Below are 18821 nucleotides of genomic sequence, written 5' to 3'. Positions count from 1 at the left end.
CTGGCTGCCCCGAATGCCCTGGGAGGCCTGTCGGCCCACCGGCCGTCACGACGCATGGAGCGCCCGGGTGATGACCTCGGTCAGCGCTTCGACGATGGCCGTGCTGGTCACCACCTTGTACAGCACGGCGGCCAGCGCGCACGCGGCGACCGTGCCCACGGCGTATTCGGCGGTGGTCATTCCGGCGTCCGACCTGCCCCGGGCGCGAGCTGCCCGCCGGATCCGGACGGCCGCCCAGCGACTCCGCCTGCGACACACCTCGAGCAGGCGCCGGTACGGTCGGCCGTTGTCGGCGGGCCTGTGCGCGATCACTGCAGTCATGGATTCTCTCCTTGGGTTCCTTGCCGCTCAGGACCGACTCGCGGCCCGGGCGGTGATTCGAGTTCGACAGCGGAGGTTTTGAGGTCGTCGATTCAGATAGACCGGGCGAAGCCGGCGGTGAGCCCCATGACCACCGGGACCACGCTGATCAGTACGAACGCGGGGAGGAAGCAGAGCCCCAGCGGCGCCGTGGCGAGCACTCCGGCACGGCGGACGCTGGCGTGCGCCGTGCGGGCGGCGGCGGTCCGACGGGCCTGCGCCAGCCCGACCAGCGGCCCGGCCGCCGGGGTTCCGCTCAGACTCGTCCGGATCAGGCAGCGCGCCAGCGGCGCCAGGGCCGGGTGCTCCTCACCCAATCGTCTCCAGCAGAGCTCCGGCGGTGCCCCCAGAGCCAGTTCGGCCGCGATCGTCACCAACCGTGGCCCCATCGGCGCGGCGACGCTCCGGCCGACCGCCGCCACCGCCGCGGCGGGCGAGGCGGCCGACCCGAGGCAGGCCGCGAGTAGCTCCGCCGCGAACGGGAGTTGCCGGGCCAGCTGTTCCTCCTCCCACGCGGACCGCCGCTCCGCCGGGGACCGCGCCCTGGTCAGCCACCGGTGCAGACCCACGGCCAGCAGGACGCCCGCCCCCAGGCCTGGCCCCCCGCCGAGCACGGCGGCCATAGCCGCGCCGGCGCAGGCCGCCACCATGGCCCGTTGCACACGCCCCATCGCGGCGATGCCCATCGCGGCGATGCCCGGTGCGGCGGACCCGGCGCTCCGGAGGTGGCCCTCTCCCCCGCCGGCCGGCCGCCCGGCCCAGGTCGGCCGACGCCCCCGCGCCGTGGGCCGGCCCGGCCGACGGGGCCGGGAGCGAGCACTGGACCGGCAGCCGCCGGAACGGAGCAGCGCGACCGCCCTCCGGCGGCCGGTCCGCCCCCTCGACCACCGCCGCAGAAACAGCGCTCCCGCTCCCAGCCCTGCCAGGAGGGCGAGCCGCTCGGTACCGGGCGTCACGCCGAAGCCGCCTCGGCACGGAACGAACCGCTCGGCCGACCGGGCCGGGCCCGCGTACGGGAGATGCCGCACCGCCACCCACCGTCCGGCCGGTCGCCGACTGCGCCGCCGCCTCCGGGCTCGACCACGACCCCGGACCCGACCGTGGCCCCGGCGGCCGAGCCTCCGCGGCCCAGAGGACCCTCCAGGGCGCCCCGGGAGGCAGCCCGGACGATCCGGGCCGTCCAGGCCGCGCCGAGCCCCTCCAGCGCCGCGCCGCCCGCCAGGCAGGCGAGCCCGGCCGGAGTGTGCAGCAGGACGGTCAGCGGCCGGGCCCCGAGCGCCGCGCCGAGCAGCAGCCCGGCGACGGGCAGCGCCGCCAGGACGGCGATCGTCGTCCTCGGCGCGGCCAGCTCGGCCGCGATCTCCTCAGCCAGCGCCCGTTCGGCCCGCAGTGCCTCGGCGACCCCGTCCAGCCCGGCGGCCAGCCCCGCGCCGCCGTCGGACGTGACGCGCCAGCAGGCGGCGATCGCGGTCGCCCCGCGGCCACCCGGCAACTCCGCCAGCGACTCGAAGGCACCGGGCACATCTCCGCCGTACCGGCCGGCCGCGAGCCGGGCCACCGGCTCCAGGCCGATCCGGCGCAGGGCCTCGTCGTCCTCGGCGATTCGCGTGGTCACCAGGTGGAGCGCCTGCTCGGGCGTGGCGCCGCTGCGCAACTCCCCGGCCAGTGCCGCGCAGAGGTCCACCACTGCGGCGGCCCGCCGACCGGCCTCCGCCTCCACCGCGCGACGCAGCCGTCGGCGCCGCAAGGGAAGGAAGGCCAAGCCCGCGGCCAGCACCGGCACGGGCGAAGCCGTCACCTGGGCGACTCCCAACCCGCCGGGCAGGAGGAGCAACTCCAGTGTCAGCCACTCCGGCCGTCGCGGCCGCGCGACCGAACCGGATCCGACCGCCTCGGGGCTCGACCAGGGCCACCGCCATCGGGGCATCGGCACGCCATCGCTCCCACCCCCTCCCCCACCCGTCCCACCGACGAACAGGAGCCTGGACCGCCTGACTCCCACCACCTGGCGCTGGAGAGCGCTCCACCCCACCGTGGCCACCACACAGAGCATCGCCACCCAGCACAGCTCGACCTGATCTCTCGTCATCTCGCTCACTCCTTTCGCCGTTCACCCTTGCCGCGCCACAACCCCAGCAGCCCGGCCGCACCCACCGCGCACCCGCAGACCAGCAGGCCGAACGCCACCTCGACCGCCCCCGGGTTCACGACGGTCCTCCCGCGAGCGCCGCGCCCACCGCCACCCCGCGGGCCGCGAGCAGCCGCAGAAGCCGGTCCCGGCCGGCTCCGGGCACGGTGGCCCCGCCCGCCGTGAACGCCACTGCCGCGGTGGTGACGGCCAGCCCGTCGCGGTCACCGGACAGCGTGTGGATCTCGGCGACCCGGCGCCTCCCGGAGGCCGGCTCCCGCACCAGGTGCACCACCACGTCCAGCGCGGCTCGGAGTTGGCTGTGCAGCGCCGCCCGGTCCAGCCCCGCGAGCGAGCCGAGCGCCTCCAGCCTGACCGGGACGTCCGCCGCGGCGTTCGCGTGCACAGTGCCGCAGCCACCTTCGTGTCCGGTGTTCAAGGCGGCCAGCAGGTCGGATACTTCGGCTCCGCGCACCTCTCCCACCACCAGTCGGTCGGGCCGCATCCGCAACGCCTGGCGGACCAGGTCCCGCAGGGTCAGCTCACCGAGCCCCTCCTGGTTGGGCGGTCGGCTCTGCAGCCGGACCACATGCGGATGGGCCGGTCGCAGCTCGGCGGAGTCCTCGACGACGACGATGCGCTCGCCGGGCCCGGCCAGCCCGAGCAACGCCGCCAGCAGCGTGGTCTTGCCCGTGCCGGTTCCGCCACTGATCAGCAGGGAGAGCCGGGCCCGCAGGATGCCTGCCAGCAGTTCGGCACCGGCGGCGGGAAGCGCGCCACCGGCCACCAACTCGTCGAGCGTGAAGGGGCGGGGCCGGCAGACCCGCAGCGAGATGTGGGTGCACCCGGCCGCGATCGGCGGCAGCACCGCGTGCAAGCGGGTGCCGTCCGGCAAGCGGGCGTCCACCCAGGGCCGCGCGTCGTCGAGCCTGCGCCCGGCCGCCGTGGCGAGCCGGTGGGCCAGCCGACGGACCGCTTCGGCGTCGGCGAAGCGGACACCGGTGGCCCTGCGCAGACCGCCGCCCCGGTCGACCCAGACCTCGTCCGGCCCGTTGACGAGGACGTCCGTGACATCGGGCGCCGACAGCAGCCGGTCCAGCGGGCCCGCACCCACCAGCTCGGCGCGCAGCGAGCGCACGGTGTCGAGGACTTCGTCGCCGCCGAGCGGCGGCCGGGTCGCCCGGAGCACCGCCGCGACGGACCCGGCGGTCGGCGCGGCGCCCGACTCGGCCAACCTGAGCCGCACCGCGTCGACCAGCGCCGCCGTCCGCTCCTCCCGAGCCGTCCGCCCGTAGGGGGGCGGCTCGGGCTGCCGGCCGGACTCCACCGGCCCGGCCGCCGTCACCACGCTGCGCAGCGGCCGGCGCTCCCGCGCACCGAGGCTCCGCCCGGTGGCGTTCGCCCTTCCCGTACCTCCGAGACGAACCATCAGTACACACCTCCGCCCACCGCCGGCACCGGCGGCAGCACCTCGTCCAGGAAGGTCTCGCAGAAACGCGCCAGCGGGCCCTCCGGACGGATCCCCGGCGGTACGCCCTGCTCGGCGTCGGCGGCCAGCCCGGGCTCCGGCTCCAACTCCCCCGCCAGGTGGAGCCGCAGCCCCTGCGCGATCCGGTGGGCCGGGAGCCCGAAGGGCCGCAGCGGGCGCACCACGGCCCGTACGTCCTGGAGCCGCATCCGGACGGATGCCGCGACCCGGCCGGCGGCCGCGACCGCGCGCAGTTCGGCCGGCACCACCAGGAGCGCCAGGTCGGACTGCTCCAGCGCCTGGCCGGCGGCCGGGTCGAGCCGGCGCGGCACGTCGACCACGACCAGCCCGCCCCTGCGCCGGGCGGCGGCCAGCACGCTGCGCATGGCCTCGGGCGGCACGGCGAGCGTGTCGCCACGGTCCCAGGACAGGCAGGAGAGCGAGGACAGCCGTTTGAGCACCGGCAGCGCCTTCGCGAGTTCGGCGCCGCTGACCCGGCCCCGCGAACCGGCCAGGTCGGGCCAGCGCAGGCCGCCGGCCGTCTCACCGCCGAGCAGGATGTCGAGCCCGCCGCCCAGCGGATCGCCGTCGACGAGTATGGTCCGCCGGCCCGTGCGGGCAGCCGTGACCGCGAGCGCGCAGGCCAGGGTGGAGGCACCGGCCCCACCCCGGCCGCCGAGGACGGCGACGGTGAGCGCCGAGGTGCCGATGCCCTCGGTGGCGTCCGCGATCCGGTCGAGCAGCCAGGCCTCGGCGTCCGGCAGGAACAGCACGTGCTCGGCGCCGAGTTGGACGGCCCTGACCCAGATGCCCGGGTCGTCCAGGTCCAGCCCGAGCAGCAGTACCCCGGTGCGGCGGGGGAGCCCGGAACAGCGCTCGGCCTGGTCGTCCCCGACGAGTACGAGCGGTGTGCTCTCCCAGAGCCCGCGCGTCGGCGGGGCACCCCGGATCAGCTGCGGCTCGGTACCGGCGGCCACGCACAGCCGCAGCAGGTGCTCGGCCAGGCCGTCGTCCTCGGTGACGACGAGCGGGCCGGTGGTCGCCGGGCCGTCCGCGGCGGCGTGGTCGGTGAGTGGTGTCGACATGACGGTCTCCCCTGTACGGCGCCCGTACCGCTCGCGCTGAGCGGTACGGGCGCGCATCCGGATGGACGCGGCGGGCGACCGCGCGGCCGGCCCCATGGGGTCCGACCGGCAACCGCTGCCGTGCATCACGGTGGGGGGTGATCCGGATTCCGTCAGCCCCGTTCCGATTCCCTGTGGACAACTCCGGGCTGTGGATAACTTCGTTCACTCGGACAGGGGGCTATTGAGCAATGAATTGACGAAACGGGCTCACCGAGAAGAGTCGGAACATCACGCCGAGGCTGATCGACCCGGCCTCCACCGAGGCCTCCCGAACACGCTCCGGGTTCTTCGCGCGCTCTTCGAAGCATCCCGAGGGCGTCTTCGGCGGCAGGGGGCCGACGCATGGCAACCCCGAGCAACTGACTACCGAGAGTGATGAAAGCGGACCGGTGCATCCTCGATCCGACACCCCTTGTAGATCGCCACCGGGCCGGGCGCGGAATCCTCCGCAGCAGCCGTTCAAGCCCTGAAAATGGCCCCGGACGTGCGACGACCCCCGCCGGGGGGGAGAGCGGGGGTCGTCTATCCACAGCCCGACTCGGGGGGGAGGAGCCGGACCGGGTTAGCACGGTCGCGAACGATCCGTGACTTCCATGGTGTACCCGAGCGGCCAGAAACACAAACCCGCGCGGCCATGAGTACACCGAATGGCGGGCTGTTTTCCAGCGCCCTCTATCCTCGGTTCCCGTGGACACCACCGAGAACGCCGACGAGTACGCCGACGAGTCCCCGGACTCCACCGCCGAGACTGCCGAGACCATCGAGACCATCGAGACCGCGGAGTTCGCCGGGACGACCGGGACGACCGGGACCGCGGCCTCGAAGTCCGCAGCGGCCACCGGGACCAAGGGGGCGGCTGTCGAGAACAGCGACAACCCCGCGGCGGACGGGAAGGCGGCGGAGGGGAAGCGCGGGAACTCCGGCGCCGTCCCGGATTCCGCGGCGGCCGAGCAGGACGGCGCCACCGCGGCCGAGGAGCCCGGCGCTCCCGCGGCGGCCGGCCTGCCGGTCACCCGCACGCGCCCGGCAGGCCCCAGGACTGCCGCCTTCTTCGACCTCGACAAGACCATCATCGCCAAGTCGAGCGCCCTGGCCTTCAGCCGGCCCTTCTACCAGGGCGGTCTGATCAACCGTCGGGCCGTCCTGCGCAGTGCTTACGCCCAGTTCGTCTTCCTGGTCGGCGGCGCGGACCACGACCAGATGGAGAAGATGCGCGAGTACCTCTCCGCGCTCACCCGGGGCTGGAACGTCCAGCAGGTCCGCGAGATCGTCGCCGAGACCCTGCACAACCTCATCGATCCGATCATCTACGACGAGGCCGCCTCGCTGATCGAGCAGCACCATGCCGCCGGGCGCGACGTGGTCATCGTCAGCAGCTCCGGCTCCGAGGTGGTCGAGCCGATCGGCGCGCTGCTCGGCGCGGACCACGTGATCGCCACCCGGCTGAAGATCGAGGACGGCCGGTACACCGGCGAGATCGACTACTACGCCTATGCCGAGAACAAGGCCGCCGCCATCCGGGAGTTGGCCGAGGTCGAGGGGTACGACCTCGCCCAGTGCTACGCCTACAGCGACTCCTCGACGGACCTGCCGCTACTGGAGGCCGTGGGCCACCCGTCCGCCGTCAATCCGGACCGGGCCCTGCGCAAGGAGGCGGTGGCCCGCGAGTGGCCGGTGCTGGTCTTCGACCGTCCGGTGGAACTGCGGCGCCGGCTCCCGGAATTCTCCGCGCCCAGCGGCTCGGTACTGACGGCGGTGGCGGTCGGCGCCGCGGCACTGACCGCCGGTGTGATCTGGTACGTGGCGCGCCGCCGCCGTCCGGCGGCCTGAGGGCGCGTGGCCGGCGGCCGGCGCACCGGGTGGGCTGACACTCGGCCCGTGCGCCGGGCGCCTGCCGCTCGCGCCGTCCCGGCCTGCCGAAAGCAGCTCCCCCCAAAGAGGTACTTAACCGGGCCCTTCGGGTAGAACGGGCAAAAGCCGAAGACTTCTCGATTCGGGTTCCCCTTTCCTCCGAAACGCGATACAAAGGAAGCACGGCCCGCGAGACCCGGTACAGGACCGAAGAGGTCAAACCGACAACGCAGTTCAGGCCCCACGGACCGCACGTACAGATAGTCGAGCACCCACATGCAGCCGACCCGCTGTCGGGCCGCCGCACCAGACGAACGGGCAGGATCCCCGTCTGATGGGCACTTCCGGTGCATGCATGGTCACCCGGCACCTGTACCAGCGGCGGCACCCAGGCAGGATCGGGTGCCGCCGCATCCTTGCTCTCACCGCCCGTCGACCGCCCGCGTCGCCGAAGCCGGCCGACCCCGCCGGGTCCGGCCCAGGGCGCGCCCGGCCGGACCGCGCCCCCGGACCGGTCAGACCATGCCGCGCTGCATCGCCTCGCAGACCGCCGTACTCTCCCGAACGCCCAGCCGCAGCGCCCGGCCGCAGTGGCCGATCCAGGCCGCCAGGCCGTCCGGCGTGCCCGCCAGGTAGCCGGCCAGCGCGCGCCGGTAGGTGTCCGTGCCGAGTTCCGCGAAACCGACCTCGGCCGGGCAGATCGACTTCGGGTCGAGCCCCTCGGCGATCAGGACGATCCGCTGCGCGGCACGCGCGATCACACCGTTGTACGAGCCGAACGGACGCAGCGCCAACAGCTCCCCGTGCACCACCGAGGCCACCACCAGGGCCGGCGTCCCGACGCCCTGGCCCTCGGCGCGGGCGATCAGCAGCCGGGAGAGCTGGTCCAGCCGGGCGGCGACCTCCTCGGCCCCGGGCGCCGGTGGCGGTTCGACCGCCGGCCCGGCCGGAGCCGCCTCCACCTCGACGCTCTCCACCGGCTTGAGTTCCAGCGGGAACAGGTCTTCCACACCCTCCCCGGCCCGCCTCGGCCGACCAGCCGCAGGGTCGGCGTCCCCGACCGCCAGCAGGTGCAGTCGGGCCAGCACCTGGAGCGGCGAGTGCCGCCAGATGCTCAGCAGCTGACCGGCCTCGGCCGCGATCCGCAGCGCGGCGCCGACGGTGCGGGACTCCTCGTCGGCGCTGAAGTCGCTGCGGCGCCGGACCTCCTCCAGCGGCCAGTCCGCCCCGGCCAGCGCCGCCGAGGCGCGGGCCCCGCGCAGCGCGGCTTCGGAGGTGACCTCGGCCGCGCGGCGGCGCATCACCCGGTGGCCGTAGAGCCGGTCGACGGCCTTGCGCACCTCGGCCACCGCGTCGGGCACCCCGGGGAGCTGGGCCAGCGGGGCGAGGGGATCTGTTCCTGTGCTCACCTACCCGAGAGTAATGAACGAGGGCCCCCTCCCGGAACAGCAACCCCGCATCACCCGTTAGAGGCAATCCTCACTTCCCTCCCCCGGTGAACCCGAAACCACGGATAGCATGGCCACTATCGGAGACGATAACGATTTCCAATTCAGGGGATCGTCGGCCTCGGCGCAGCCCGGACGCGACCCGGAAGGGGCGCGCGGAGCAGCCCGGCAGAGGCCCCGAGCAGGCGGCCCCGAGATCGGGCCCCAGAGCGAGAGCGGGAGTCCCAGTTGAAGATCGCCTTCGTCGGCAAGGGCGGCAGCGGCAAGACCACGCTGTCCTCGCTGTTCATCCGCCACCTGGCCGCCGCGGGGCGCCCGGTCATCGCCGTCGACGCCGACATCAACCAGCACCTCGGCCCCGCCCTCGGCCTGACGGACGCTCAGGCGGCGGAGCTGCCGTCGCTCGGCGCTCACCTGCCGGAGATCAAGGAGTACCTGCGCGGCGACAATCCGCTGATCCGGTCCGCCGATGAGATGATCAAGACCACGCCGCCCGGCCGCGGTTCGCGCCTGCTGCGGATCGTCGAGGAGAACCCGGTGTACGCGGCCTGCGCCCGCCCGATCGCGCTCGACGAGGGGTCCGTACGACTACTGGCCACCGGCGCCTTCACGGAGGAGGACCTCGGGGTGGCCTGCTACCACTCCAAGGTCGGCGCGGTCGAGCTGCTGCTCAACCACCTGGTGGACGGCCGGGACGAGTACCTGGTCACCGATATGACGGCCGGCTCGGACTCGTTCGCCTCCGGGCTGTTCACCCGCTTCGACCTGACCTTCCTGGTGGCCGAGCCGACCCGCAAGGGCGTCTCGGTGTACCGCCAGTACAAGGACTACGCCCGGGACTTCGGCGTCCGGCTGCGCGTGGTCGGCAACAAGGTGCAGAGCGCCGAGGACCTGGAGTTCCTGCGCGCCGAGGTCGGCGACGACCTGCTGACCACCTTCGGGCAGTCCGACTGGGTGCGCCGGCTGGAGCGCGGCGCCGAGCCTCCGCTGCGCGCCCTGGAGCCGGGCAACCGCGCCGTGCTGGAGCAGCTGCGCGCCGAGGCCGACGCCGCCCACGAGCGGCGGGACGCCCTCCGCTACACCGAGCAGGCCGTCCTCTTCCACCTCCGCAACGCGGAGAGCTGGGCCAACGCCAAGGTCGGCATCGACCTCGCCACCCAGGTGGACCGCGCCTTCGTGCTCGGCGGCCAGCGGCCCGCCCCGGCCGGCGCCCACGCCTGACGGCCGATCCCGCCCCACCCTCTCGGACCCCGCGCCGGAGCGCCTCCCGGTCGCACGCCCGCCCCGCCGCCGCCCATGGGCCGTGACTTCCCCCGCTCCCGGGGAAGCCACGGCCCATTTGCGCGTGTTCGACGCCGCCACGGGCGCCACCAGCAGATTTCCATCCGTTCGAACACCACCCAATGGGGTGAATCAAGGGCGCTGGACCTACCGCCAGAGATGACGCTGTGCAAAGCTTTCATTACCCTCGGTTTACCGAGTCTTGATGGTCCTCTCTGCGGCCCGGTCCTCCCCGGCTTCTTCGAGGCCCCTTGATGGTCCACGGCCCGGCCGGTGACACCCGCAATCCCCGCCGCGCCCCACGCCATCCCGCCACACCGTCGCGACCCACGACAGCCGATCCGACTCCCCGAGCCCCCACAACCGGACTCACCACCGGACCTGACTGCGTTCGTTCCCCCGGACAGACGGGAAGACAATGACCCTCGACATCTCCAGCGCACCCATCGCCTCCGACACCAACGACCACGCCCCGCCCGGACCCCCCTCTCGCGGTCACTGGGCGCAGGACCTCTCCGCCTCCCTGGTGGTCTTCCTGATCGCGGTGCCGTTCTCCCTCGGCATCGCCCTGGCCACCGGCGCCCCGCTCACCGCCGGGCTCGCCGCGGCCGCCGTCGGCGGCATCGTGGTCGGCTTCTTCGGTGGCACTCCCCTCCAGGTCAGCGGCCCCTCCGCCGCGCTGACCGTGATCACCGCCGGGCTGATCACCCAGTACGGCTGGCAGGCCACCTGCGCCATCACGCTCGCCGCCGGGCTGCTCCAGCTCCTGCTCGGCGTCCGCCGGGTGGCCCGGACGGCGCTCGCCGTCTCGCCCGCCATCGTGCACGGCATGCTGGCCGGCGTCGGCCTCACCATCGCCATCGCCCAGTTGCACGTCGTCCTCGGGGGATCCCCGCAGAGCTCCGCACTGGCCAATCTGCGCGCGCTGCCGAGCCAGTTGGCGGGCCCGCACCCGTCCGCGCTGGTCGTCGGCACGGTCACCGCCGCCGTCCTGCTCGGCTGGCCCAGGCTCGGCCGACTCCCCGGCAGGGCCGGGGCGTTCGGTGCCCGGCTGACCAAGGTGCCGGGCCCGCTGGTCGCCGTCGGCGCCGCCACCGCGCTCGCGATGACCCTCGGGCTGCAGCTCGCCCGGGTCGAACTGCCCGCCTGGGAGCCGCACGACCTCGTCCCCGACCTGCCGCACGGGCCGCTGGCCGCGATCCTGGCCGCCGTGCTGACCGTCACCGCCGTGGCGAGCGTCGAGTCGCTGCTCTCCGCCGTCGCCATCGACCGGATGGCCCACCGCACCGGAGACCTCGACCGCGAGCTGCGGGGCCAGGGCCTCGCCAACATGATCAGCGGCCTGCTCGGCGGGCTGCCGATCGCCGGCGGCGCGGTGCGCAGCACGGCCAACGTCCGGGCCGGCGCACAGACCAGGTGGTCCTCGATCCTGCACGGCGTCTGGGTGCTCGCGGCCGCGCTGGCGCTCACCGGCGGGCTCCGCCGGATCCCGCTCGCCGCGCTGGCCGCGCTCGTGCTGGTGGTCGGCCTGCAGATGGTCAGCTTCGCGCACATCCGCAAGGTGCACCGGCACCGGGAGTTCCCGGTCTACCTCGCCACCGTGCTCGGCGTGGTGCTGCTCGGCGTCCTGCTCGGGGTGGCGCTGGGCGCCGCGACGGCCGTCCTGCTCGCGCTCTACCGCCTGACCCGCGCCCATGTGGACGTCCTGGCCGGCCCCGACGGCTCCTTCACGGTGCAGACGCACGGGCCGCTCACCTTCACCGCCGTGCCCCGGCTGAGCCGCGCGCTGGCCGGCATCCCCGCCACCGCCGACGTGGCGGTCGTCCACGACGGCTCCTTCCTGGACCACGCCGCGTACGAGACGCTGCACAGCTGGCGGACGGGTCGCCAGGCGGCCGGCGGCCAGGTGTCCATGGTGACGCGGCGCCAGGACGACGAGGTCCTCGATCCCGACGGCACCGTCCGGGCGGGCAGTTCCTCCGGCCCGCACCGCTGCCGTGCCTGGACACCCTGGGTCGGCCACCACTGCATCGACCAGCAGGAGGATCCGCACGGCCGGCTCCTGGACGGCGTCCGGGTGTTCCAGCTGCACACCGCTCCGCTGGTCCGCCCCGAGCTCGCCCGGCTCGCCCGGGAAGGGCAGACGCCCTCCCAGCTGTTCCTGACCTGCTCCGACTCGCGCCTGGTCACCAGCATGATCACCAACAGTGGGCCGGGCGACCTGTTCACCGTTCGCAACGTGGGCAACCTCGTACCGGCGCCGTTCGAGCCGGGCGCCGCCGACGACTCGGTGGCCGCCGCAGTGCAGTACGCCGTCGAGGTACTGGAGGTGCGCTCCATCACGATCTGCGGGCACTCCGGCTGCGGGGCCATGAAGGCCCTGCTGGAGGGCGTCCACGACCGCCCCGGGCCGCCGACCGCGCTCACCCGCTGGCTGCGCAACGGCCGCGGCTCGCTCGACCGGATGCGCCGCGTGCCCGCCGAGTTCGCCACCCGCCCGGCGGCCGACGTGGTGGAGCAGCTCTGCATCACCAATGTGGTCCAGCAGCTGGACCAGCTGATGGCGAACCCCGCCGTGGAGCGCCGGGTCGCCGAGGGGAGCCTGCGGCTGGTGGGGATGTACTTCGACTTCGCCACCGCCCAGGCCTACGTGCTCGACCGGGAGAGCGGCCGGTTCAGTCCGGTCGAGGCGCTGGGCGGCACGGCGGGCCCGGCGCCCTGCGACACGCCCGGGCGAATGAGTGAAATCGAAGAGGTCTCCGCCACCGGCGCGGACCTCGCCACGGCAGCCGTCACCGGGGGCGACCCCCGGCTGGCCGCCTGAGAGCCGGGCCCGTGTCCCGCCGGGGCGGGCCGGGGCACGGGCCCAGTTCTCCGTACCGCCACCGAGGCTCTCCTCCCTCGGCCTACCGTTCGACTCTCGGTCAAAGGTCTACACCAATTACCCGGCGCCTCTTGTCAACCGACCACTTCGCCTGGTGAGCTGTGCGCTGGGACACACGGGACAATCCCCACGCACGGGATTGACCCCGATCATGACTCGATGAGGAGTGCGCGTTGAGCAACGAGAGCCTGGCCAACCTGCTCAAGGAGGAGCGGCGCTTCGCCCCGCCGGCAGAGCTCGCCGCAGCCGCCAACGTCACCGCGGCCGCGTACGCGCAGGCCTCCGAGGACCGCCTGGGCTTCTGGGCCGAGCAGGCCCGCCGCCTCACCTGGGCCGTGGAGCCCACCGAGACGCTCGACTGGTCCAACCCGCCGTTCGCCAAGTGGTTCGCGGACGGCAAGCTCAACGTCGCGTACAACTGCGTCGACCGCCACGTCGAGGCGGGCAACGGCGACCGGGTCGCGATCCACTTCGAGGGCGAGCCCGGCGACAGCCGCTCGATCACCTACGCCCAGCTCAAGGACGAGGTCTCGCAGGCCGCCAACGCGCTGCTGGAGGTCGGCGTCGCCAAGGGCGACCGGGTGGCGATCTACCTGCCGATGATCGCCGAGGCGGTCGTCGCGATCCTGGCCTGCGCCCGGATCGGCGCCACCCACTCCGTGGTCTTCGGCGGCTTCTCGGCCGACGCCGTCGCCTCCCGGATCCAGGACGCCCAGGCCAAGCTGGTCATCACCGCCGACGGCGGCTACCGCCGCGGCAAGCCGTCCGCGCTCAAGCCCGCCATCGACGAGGCGCTGACCAAGGCCGACGGCGTCGAGCACGTCCTGGTGATCCGCCGCACCGGCCAGGAGGTCTCCTGGACCGAGGGCCGCGACGTCTGGTGGCACGAGATCACCGGACGTCAGTCCACCGAGCACACCCCCGAGGCGCACGACGCCGAGCACCCGCTCTTCATCCTCTACACCTCGGGCACCACCGGGAAGCCCAAGGGCATCCTGCACACCTCGGGCGGCTACCTCACCCAGGCCAGCTACACCCACCACGCCGTCTTCGACCTCAAGCCGGAGACCGACGTCTACTGGTGCACCGCCGACATCGGCTGGGTCACCGGACACTCCTACATCGTCTACGGCCCGCTCTCCAACGGCGCCACCCAGGTCATCTACGAGGGCACCCCGGACACCCCCCACCAGGGCCGGTTCTGGGAGATCGTCCAGAAGTACGGCGTGACCATCCTCTACACCGCGCCCACCGCGATCCGGACCTTCATGAAGTGGGGCGACGACATCCCCGCGAAGTTCGACCTCTCCTCGCTGCGGGTGCTGGGCAGCGTCGGCGAGCCGATCAACCCCGAGGCCTGGGTCTGGTACCGCGAGCACATCGGCGGCGGCAAGGCCCCCATCGTGGACACCTGGTGGCAGACCGAGACCGGCGCCATGATGATCAGCCCGCTGCCGGGCGTCACCGAGACCAAGCCGGGCTCCGCCCAGCGCGCCCTGCCGGGCATCGCCGCCACCGTCGTCGACGACGAGGCGAACGAGGTCCCCAACGGCTCCGGCGGCTACCTGGTGCTCACCGAGCCGTGGCCGTCCATGCTGCGCACCATCTGGGGCGACGACCAGCGCTACATCGACACCTACTGGTCGCGCTTCCAGGGCCGGTACTTCGCCGGTGACGGCGCCAAGAAGGACGAGGACGGCGACATCTGGCTGCTCGGCCGGGTCGACGACGTCATGCTCGTCTCCGGCCACAACATCTCGACCACCGAGGTCGAGTCGGCCCTGGTCGGCCACCCGGCCGTCGCCGAGTCCGCCGTGGTCGGCGCCGCCGACGCCACCACCGGCCAGGCCATCGTCGCCTTCGTCATCCTGCGCGGCACCGCCACCGACAGCCCCGAACTGGTCGAGGAACTGCGCGCGCACGTCGGCCGCACGCTCGGCCCGATCGCCAAGCCGAAGCAGATCAAGGTCGTCGGCGAGCTGCCGAAGACCCGCTCCGGCAAGATCATGCGCCGCCTGCTGCGCGACATCGCCGAGGGCCGCGAGGTCGGCGACACCACCACGCTGGCCGACAGCTCGGTGATGAGCCTGATCCAGTCCCAGCTGCCCCCCGCGGGCAGCGAGGGCTGACACCCCGTCGAACGACGCGGTGCCCCGGGCGGTCGTGACCACCCGGGGCACCGCTGTCCGCTACCGGCGGCGCGGAACCTCCCGCACCTCACGGCGCTTCGCGCGGATCCGCTTCGGCGGGATCACTCCCCCTGCGACCGGCGCTCGGTGACCAACGTGCGCAGGGTGTCGTACGCGCTCTGGGCGAAGCTCCGGCTGCGCAGCGGCAGCGTGCCGGCCATCACCGCCAGCCCCACCTGCGCACGCGGGCTGAATCCGACGAAGGTGGTGAACCCCCGGGTGACTCCGGCGTGGTAGACCACCTCGTCGTCGAACTCCCGGCCGGTGCCACCCGAAGCAGCAGCAGCCGGGGCACCGACACCGCCCGTGGCGCCGCGCAGACCGTCACGCAGGTCGTCGCCCGAACCGCCACGTGGGTCGTCGCCCAGCGGGCTGCCGGCCGGTTCGGCCGCCGGGCGGCCCGCTTCCGGAGCCGTCGGGACCGAGCGGTGGTTCCAGCCCAGGCAGATCCGTGCCCCTCCCCGCCGCCGATCCACTCGCGGGCGCCGGACCTCGCCCAGCGCCGTCCGCAGCACCGAAGCGTCGGCCCGGGCGGGCAGCGGGACGGCGTCCAGCGCCAGATGCGCCTGCAGATAGCGGAGCATGTCGTCCGCCGTGGAGCGCAGCGCCGAGGCCCCGGGCAGCGCGGGCAGCCGGAAGGACGGGACGCGCCGGCCGCGCCGGTATCCGGCGGCGTCCTCGCGGCCCGGGCCGCAGGAGGTGTCCACCAGGCCGAGCGGCCCGCAGACCCTGGCCTCCAGCAGGTCCTCGTAGCGCTGCCCGGCCGCGTTGGCCAGCAGCAGTCCGAGCAGCCCGAAGCCGAGGTTCGAGTAGCGCACCTGCGCGCCCGGAGTACCGCGGACCGGGGTGCGGGGCAGCGCCCCGAGCAGGTGGGCCGGGCCGAACGTGGCGTAGGGGCTGGTGAACCACCGGGGGGCCATCGCCGGCAGCAGTCCGACCAGCAGCCGGGGCAGTCCCGAGGTGTGGGTGGCCAGGTGGAGCAGGGTGATCGGCCGCTCGCGCGGGTACCCGGGCGCGGCGCCGGCGGGGAGGTAACGGTCGATCGGGTCGTCGTAGCCGACCTCGCCGCGGGCGGCCATCTCGGCGAGCAGCAGTCCGGTGAAGGTCTTGGTGACGGAGCCGAGCGCGAACCGGGTGTCGGCACGGACGGGGCGCTCGCTGGAGCGGTCGGAGTGGCCGCGGCAGGCGACGGTCCGTTCATCGCCGCGGATCACCACGACGGCGGAGCCGCTGCCCGGAGCGGCGGCACGGAACAACGGGCGGAGCAGACGACCGAGTTCGGGGCCGGGCTCGGTGGCGGTGGCGGTGGCGGTGGCCGGAGCAGCGGCGGCGGCGGCGGGGGCGTACGTGGAGCCGTTCACCGGTCAGCGCTCCTGCGGAGCGGTCGGTCGGACAGCAGGGGCCAGTAAGAGGGGCGGTCTGGGCATCGTCAGGTCTCCACAGGAGGGCAACGGGGAATCGCGCCACCCGATCGGGTGGCACTGCGATCGACGATAGGGAGGCGTTCACCCGTCTGCATGCGGCCGACTCCATTCGGGTGCCGCGGCCGGGTGCAGCACGGGACACCGGGGCCCGAGTCCTGAATTATGACAATGCGGATATCCCACTCCGGTTCCGGCTAGACTGTCAACGACGCGACAAGATCTCCCCCGGGAATCGGTCGCGTCACAGGGCGCGCCGGGAAGTCTGGTCGGCACTGCACCACAGGTGCATCCGTACACCGTTCCCCCGCCCGAGGAGGTCCCCGCGTGACCGACCAGCAGCCCGTCAACGAGCCGACCCGGCGACGCCAGTTCCTCGGCAGACTCCCCCTCCCCGAGCGGACCTACATCGCCGACGCCCTGCGCACCGAGACCGTCGGCGGCGTGCTGCTGCTGATCGCTGCCGTCGTCGCACTGATCTGGGCCAATGCCTGGCCGGCCGCGTACGAGAGCGTCCTCGACTACACGATCGGGCCGTCCACGCCGCTCCACCTGGACCTCAGCCTGGGTTCCTGGGCCAAGGACGGTCTGCTGACCATCTTCTTCTTCGTCGCCGGCATCGAGCTCAAGCGCGAGTTCGTGGCGGGCGAGCTGCGCAGTCCCAGTGCCGCGATGCTGCCGGTCATAGCCGCGGTCTGCGGCGTCGCCCTGCCCGCGATCATCTTCGCCCTCGCCAACTCCGGCAGTGGCGGCCACCCGGGCGGCTGGGCGATCCCGACCGCGACCGACATCGCCTTCGCACTCGGCGTGCTGGCCGTGGTCGGCACCCATCTGCCCTCCGCGCTGCGGGCCTTCCTGCTCACCCTCGCCGTGGTGGACGACCTGATCGCGATCCTGATCATCGCCGTCTTCTACAGCTCCGGCATCAAGTTCTGGGCACTGGGGCTGGCCTTCGCCGGCCTGGTCCTGTTCTGGTTCCTGCACCGGCGCGGCGTGCACGGCTGGTACCTGTTCGTCCCGCTCGCCTTCGTGATCTGGGCACTGATGCACGAGAGCGGCGTGCACGCCACGGTGGCGGGCGTCGCGATGGGCCTGATCCTGCGCTGCCACCGGGTGGGCGACGAGAAGTACTCCCCCGGCGAGCACATCGAGCACCTCGTCCGACCGCTCTCGGCCGGGTTCGCCGTCCCCGTGTTCGCGCTGTTCGCGGCCGGGGTGGCGATCTCCGGGTCGGCCCTCGCCGACGTGTTCACCCAGGCCACCCCGCTCGGGATCGTCCTCGGTCTGCTGGTCGGCAAGACCGTCGGCATCTTCGGCGGCACCTGGCTGGCCGCCCGCTTCACCCGCGCCGAGCTGAATCCGCAGCTCAAGTGGGCCGACATGTTCGCGGTCTCGGTGCTCGCGGGGATCGGCTTCACCGTGTCCCTGCTGATCAGCGAGTTGGCCTTCCCCGACGACGCCGACCTCGCCGACCTCTCCAAGGCCGCCGTGCTGGTGGGCTCGCTGCTCTGCGCGCTGGTCGCCACCGTGCTGTTGAAGCTGCGCAACCGGCACTACCGGGAGCTCTGCGAGGAGGAGGACCGCGACGTGGACGGCGACGGCATCCCCGACGTCTACCAGCAGGACGATCCGGCCTGGCAGGCCCGGGTGGCGGAGGCGGCCCGCCGGTCGGCCGAGAGCGGCCCCGGCGGCGCCGGACCGGGACCCGGCTCCGGCCCCGCCCGCTGACGGCCCGCCGACGGGTACGAGGCGGCGGGCGGCCGAAGGCGGTGGCCCCCGGCACCACCCCGGCGCCCCGCCCCGCCCGACTGAGCGCGCCCGCCGCGGCCGGGCGCGCTCCCCCCGAACGGGACACGTACCCCGGGCGGGGCCCCGGAGTGGTGTGCGACTGACCGGTAGGGGCATGATTCTGAGCTGTCGACAGTCCACAGACGCCGCCGGCCGCCCCGATCCCCGGAGCGGTCCCCGATGACGGCCCCCGGAACGACCGGGAGCCGCACCGCCCGGCGGCGTCGTGCCGCACAGCCGCAGAGGAGAACCGCTGATGCCCGCAGGAGCCGCAGACCCGTCCAGCAACGGCCGGGCGCCCTACGAGGGCGAGCGTTCGGTGGGGCAGCTGTTCGCGGCGGCCACCACCGACCTGTCCGCCCTGGTCCACGACGAGATCGCGCTCGCGAAAGCGGAGCTCCGCGCGGACGTCAAGCGCGGCGTCTCCGGGGGTGTGTCGCTGACGGTCGCCGGCGTGGTGGCACTGGCCGCGGTGCCGATGCTGAGCGCGGCGGCGGCGTACGGGATCCACGCCCTGGGCCTCTCGCTCGGCTGGTCGTTCCTGATCGTGGCCGGCGCGTACCTGCTGCTGGCGCTGCTGCTCGGGCTGCTGGCACTGCGTTCGTTCAAGCGGATCGAGAAGCCGCACCGCACCATCGAGGGCGCCCAGAAGACCGCGGACGTGCTCAAGAACGCCCGGCCCCGCCCGGCCACCCAGGAGGAGATCGACCGGGCCCTCGGCCGCATCCCGTAGGCACCGCCCGAACCGCCCCGGGGCCCACCCACCCCCCCCCCCCCCCCCCCCCCCCCCGTTGTCCGGGGGGGGTTTGTTTCCCCTCCCGTGGTTGCGGCCAGGAAAAGAATGGGGGGGGGGAAAGGGGGGGTTGGCCTGGTCGA

Annotated in this window: 13 protein-coding genes; 6 read left to right on the top strand and 7 right to left on the bottom strand. The window is 73.7% G+C overall.

What is annotated here, in order from left to right; genetic code table 11:
* Nucleotides 1-45: 45 nt before the first annotated feature.
* The 5 genes from ACZ4UX_RS01770 to ssd all read right to left on the bottom strand — a co-directional run bounded on the left by ACZ4UX_RS01770 (nucleotide 46) and on the right by ssd (nucleotide 5041).
* Nucleotides 46-321: a DUF4244 domain-containing protein gene (locus ACZ4UX_RS01770; RefSeq protein ID WP_465704889.1), complete on the bottom strand. Its 276-nt coding sequence runs from the start codon at nucleotides 319-321 to the stop codon at nucleotides 46-48.
* Nucleotides 322-413: 92 nt separating this feature from the next.
* Nucleotides 414-1031: a type II secretion system F family protein gene (locus ACZ4UX_RS01765; protein ID WP_465704887.1), complete on the bottom strand. Its 618-nt coding sequence runs from the start codon at nucleotides 1029-1031 to the stop codon at nucleotides 414-416.
* A gap of 281 nt (nucleotides 1032-1312) precedes the next feature.
* Entirely contained in the window at nucleotides 1313-2158 is an 846-nt protein-coding gene (locus ACZ4UX_RS01760) for a type II secretion system F family protein (protein ID WP_465704885.1), read from the bottom strand.
* Between the two features lie 406 nt (nucleotides 2159-2564).
* The gene (locus ACZ4UX_RS01755; protein ID WP_465704883.1) at nucleotides 2565-3917 is read right to left on the bottom strand and encodes a TadA family conjugal transfer-associated ATPase; all 1353 of its coding nucleotides are present in this window, start codon (nucleotides 3915-3917) and stop codon (nucleotides 2565-2567) included.
* A complete protein-coding gene (gene ssd / locus ACZ4UX_RS01750) occupies nucleotides 3917-5041 on the bottom strand; it encodes a septum site-determining protein Ssd (protein WP_465704881.1) in 1125 nt (374 codons plus the stop codon). Before ssd ends, ACZ4UX_RS01755 begins: the two co-directional genes overlap by 1 nt.
* 1044 nt (nucleotides 5042-6085) lie before the next feature.
* Here ssd and ACZ4UX_RS01745 point away from each other — a divergent pair.
* The gene (locus ACZ4UX_RS01745; protein ID WP_465705397.1) at nucleotides 6086-6913 is read left to right on the top strand and encodes an HAD family hydrolase; all 828 of its coding nucleotides are present in this window, start codon (nucleotides 6086-6088) and stop codon (nucleotides 6911-6913) included.
* A gap of 536 nt (nucleotides 6914-7449) precedes the next feature.
* On the opposite strand, the gene ACZ4UX_RS01740 is transcribed toward ACZ4UX_RS01745, so the two are convergent.
* Nucleotides 7450-8343 (bottom strand): Fic family protein, encoded by an 894-nt coding sequence (locus ACZ4UX_RS01740; RefSeq protein ID WP_359834021.1) that lies wholly within the window; start codon nucleotides 8341-8343, stop codon nucleotides 7450-7452.
* 267 nt (nucleotides 8344-8610) lie between these two features.
* Between ACZ4UX_RS01740 and ACZ4UX_RS01735 the strand changes: the two genes are divergently transcribed.
* The 3 genes from ACZ4UX_RS01735 to acs all read left to right on the top strand — a co-directional run bounded on the left by ACZ4UX_RS01735 (nucleotide 8611) and on the right by acs (nucleotide 14676).
* Nucleotides 8611-9603: an ATP-binding protein gene (locus ACZ4UX_RS01735; RefSeq protein ID WP_465704878.1), complete on the top strand. Its 993-nt coding sequence runs from the start codon at nucleotides 8611-8613 to the stop codon at nucleotides 9601-9603.
* 478 nt (nucleotides 9604-10081) lie between these two features.
* A complete protein-coding gene (locus ACZ4UX_RS01730) occupies nucleotides 10082-12487 on the top strand; it encodes a SulP family inorganic anion transporter (RefSeq protein ID WP_465704876.1) in 2406 nt (801 codons plus the stop codon).
* Between the two features lie 233 nt (nucleotides 12488-12720).
* The gene (gene acs / locus ACZ4UX_RS01725; RefSeq protein ID WP_465704874.1) at nucleotides 12721-14676 is read left to right on the top strand and encodes an acetate--CoA ligase; all 1956 of its coding nucleotides are present in this window, start codon (nucleotides 12721-12723) and stop codon (nucleotides 14674-14676) included.
* Between the two features lie 122 nt (nucleotides 14677-14798).
* On the opposite strand, the gene ACZ4UX_RS01720 is transcribed toward acs, so the two are convergent.
* Entirely contained in the window at nucleotides 14799-16097 is a 1299-nt protein-coding gene (locus tag ACZ4UX_RS01720; RefSeq protein ID WP_465704872.1) for a serine hydrolase domain-containing protein, read from the bottom strand.
* 387 nt (nucleotides 16098-16484) lie between these two features.
* Here ACZ4UX_RS01720 and nhaA point away from each other — a divergent pair, with 387 nt between their 5' ends.
* Together nhaA and ACZ4UX_RS01710 are read left to right on the top strand one after the other, a co-directional pair.
* Nucleotides 16485-17885: a Na+/H+ antiporter NhaA gene (gene nhaA, locus ACZ4UX_RS01715; protein WP_465704870.1), complete on the top strand. Its 1401-nt coding sequence runs from the start codon at nucleotides 16485-16487 to the stop codon at nucleotides 17883-17885.
* A 316-nt stretch (nucleotides 17886-18201) separates the two neighbouring features.
* On the top strand, nucleotides 18202-18678 hold the full coding sequence (locus tag ACZ4UX_RS01710; RefSeq protein ID WP_329488513.1) for a phage holin family protein: 477 nt from the start codon (nucleotides 18202-18204) through the stop codon (nucleotides 18676-18678).
* Nucleotides 18679-18821: the final 143 nt, after the last annotated feature.

Source organism: Kitasatospora sp. NPDC028961 (assembly GCF_055564815.1).
Note: the sequence above shows the minus strand (reverse complement) of the source record. Positions and strands in the feature narration are given on the sequence as shown.

What these genes read in the sequence shown, in the direction of transcription:
- ACZ4UX_RS01770 (WP_465704889.1), bottom strand. Translation starts at nt 321, where the DNA reads ATGACTGCAGTGATCGCGCACAGGCCCGCCGACAACGGCCGACCGTAC.
- ACZ4UX_RS01765 (WP_465704887.1), bottom strand. Translation starts at nt 1,031, where the DNA reads ATGGGGCGTGTGCAACGGGCCATGGTGGCGGCCTGCGCCGGCGCGGCT.
- ACZ4UX_RS01755 (WP_465704883.1), bottom strand. Translation starts at nt 3,917, where the DNA reads ATGGTTCGTCTCGGAGGTACGGGAAGGGCGAACGCCACCGGGCGGAGC.
- ssd (WP_465704881.1), bottom strand. Translation starts at nt 5,041, where the DNA reads ATGTCGACACCACTCACCGACCACGCCGCCGCGGACGGCCCGGCGACC.
- ACZ4UX_RS01730 (WP_465704876.1), top strand. Translation starts at nt 10,082, where the DNA reads ATGACCCTCGACATCTCCAGCGCACCCATCGCCTCCGACACCAACGAC.
- ACZ4UX_RS01710 (WP_329488513.1), top strand. Translation starts at nt 18,202, where the DNA reads ATGCCCGCAGGAGCCGCAGACCCGTCCAGCAACGGCCGGGCGCCCTAC.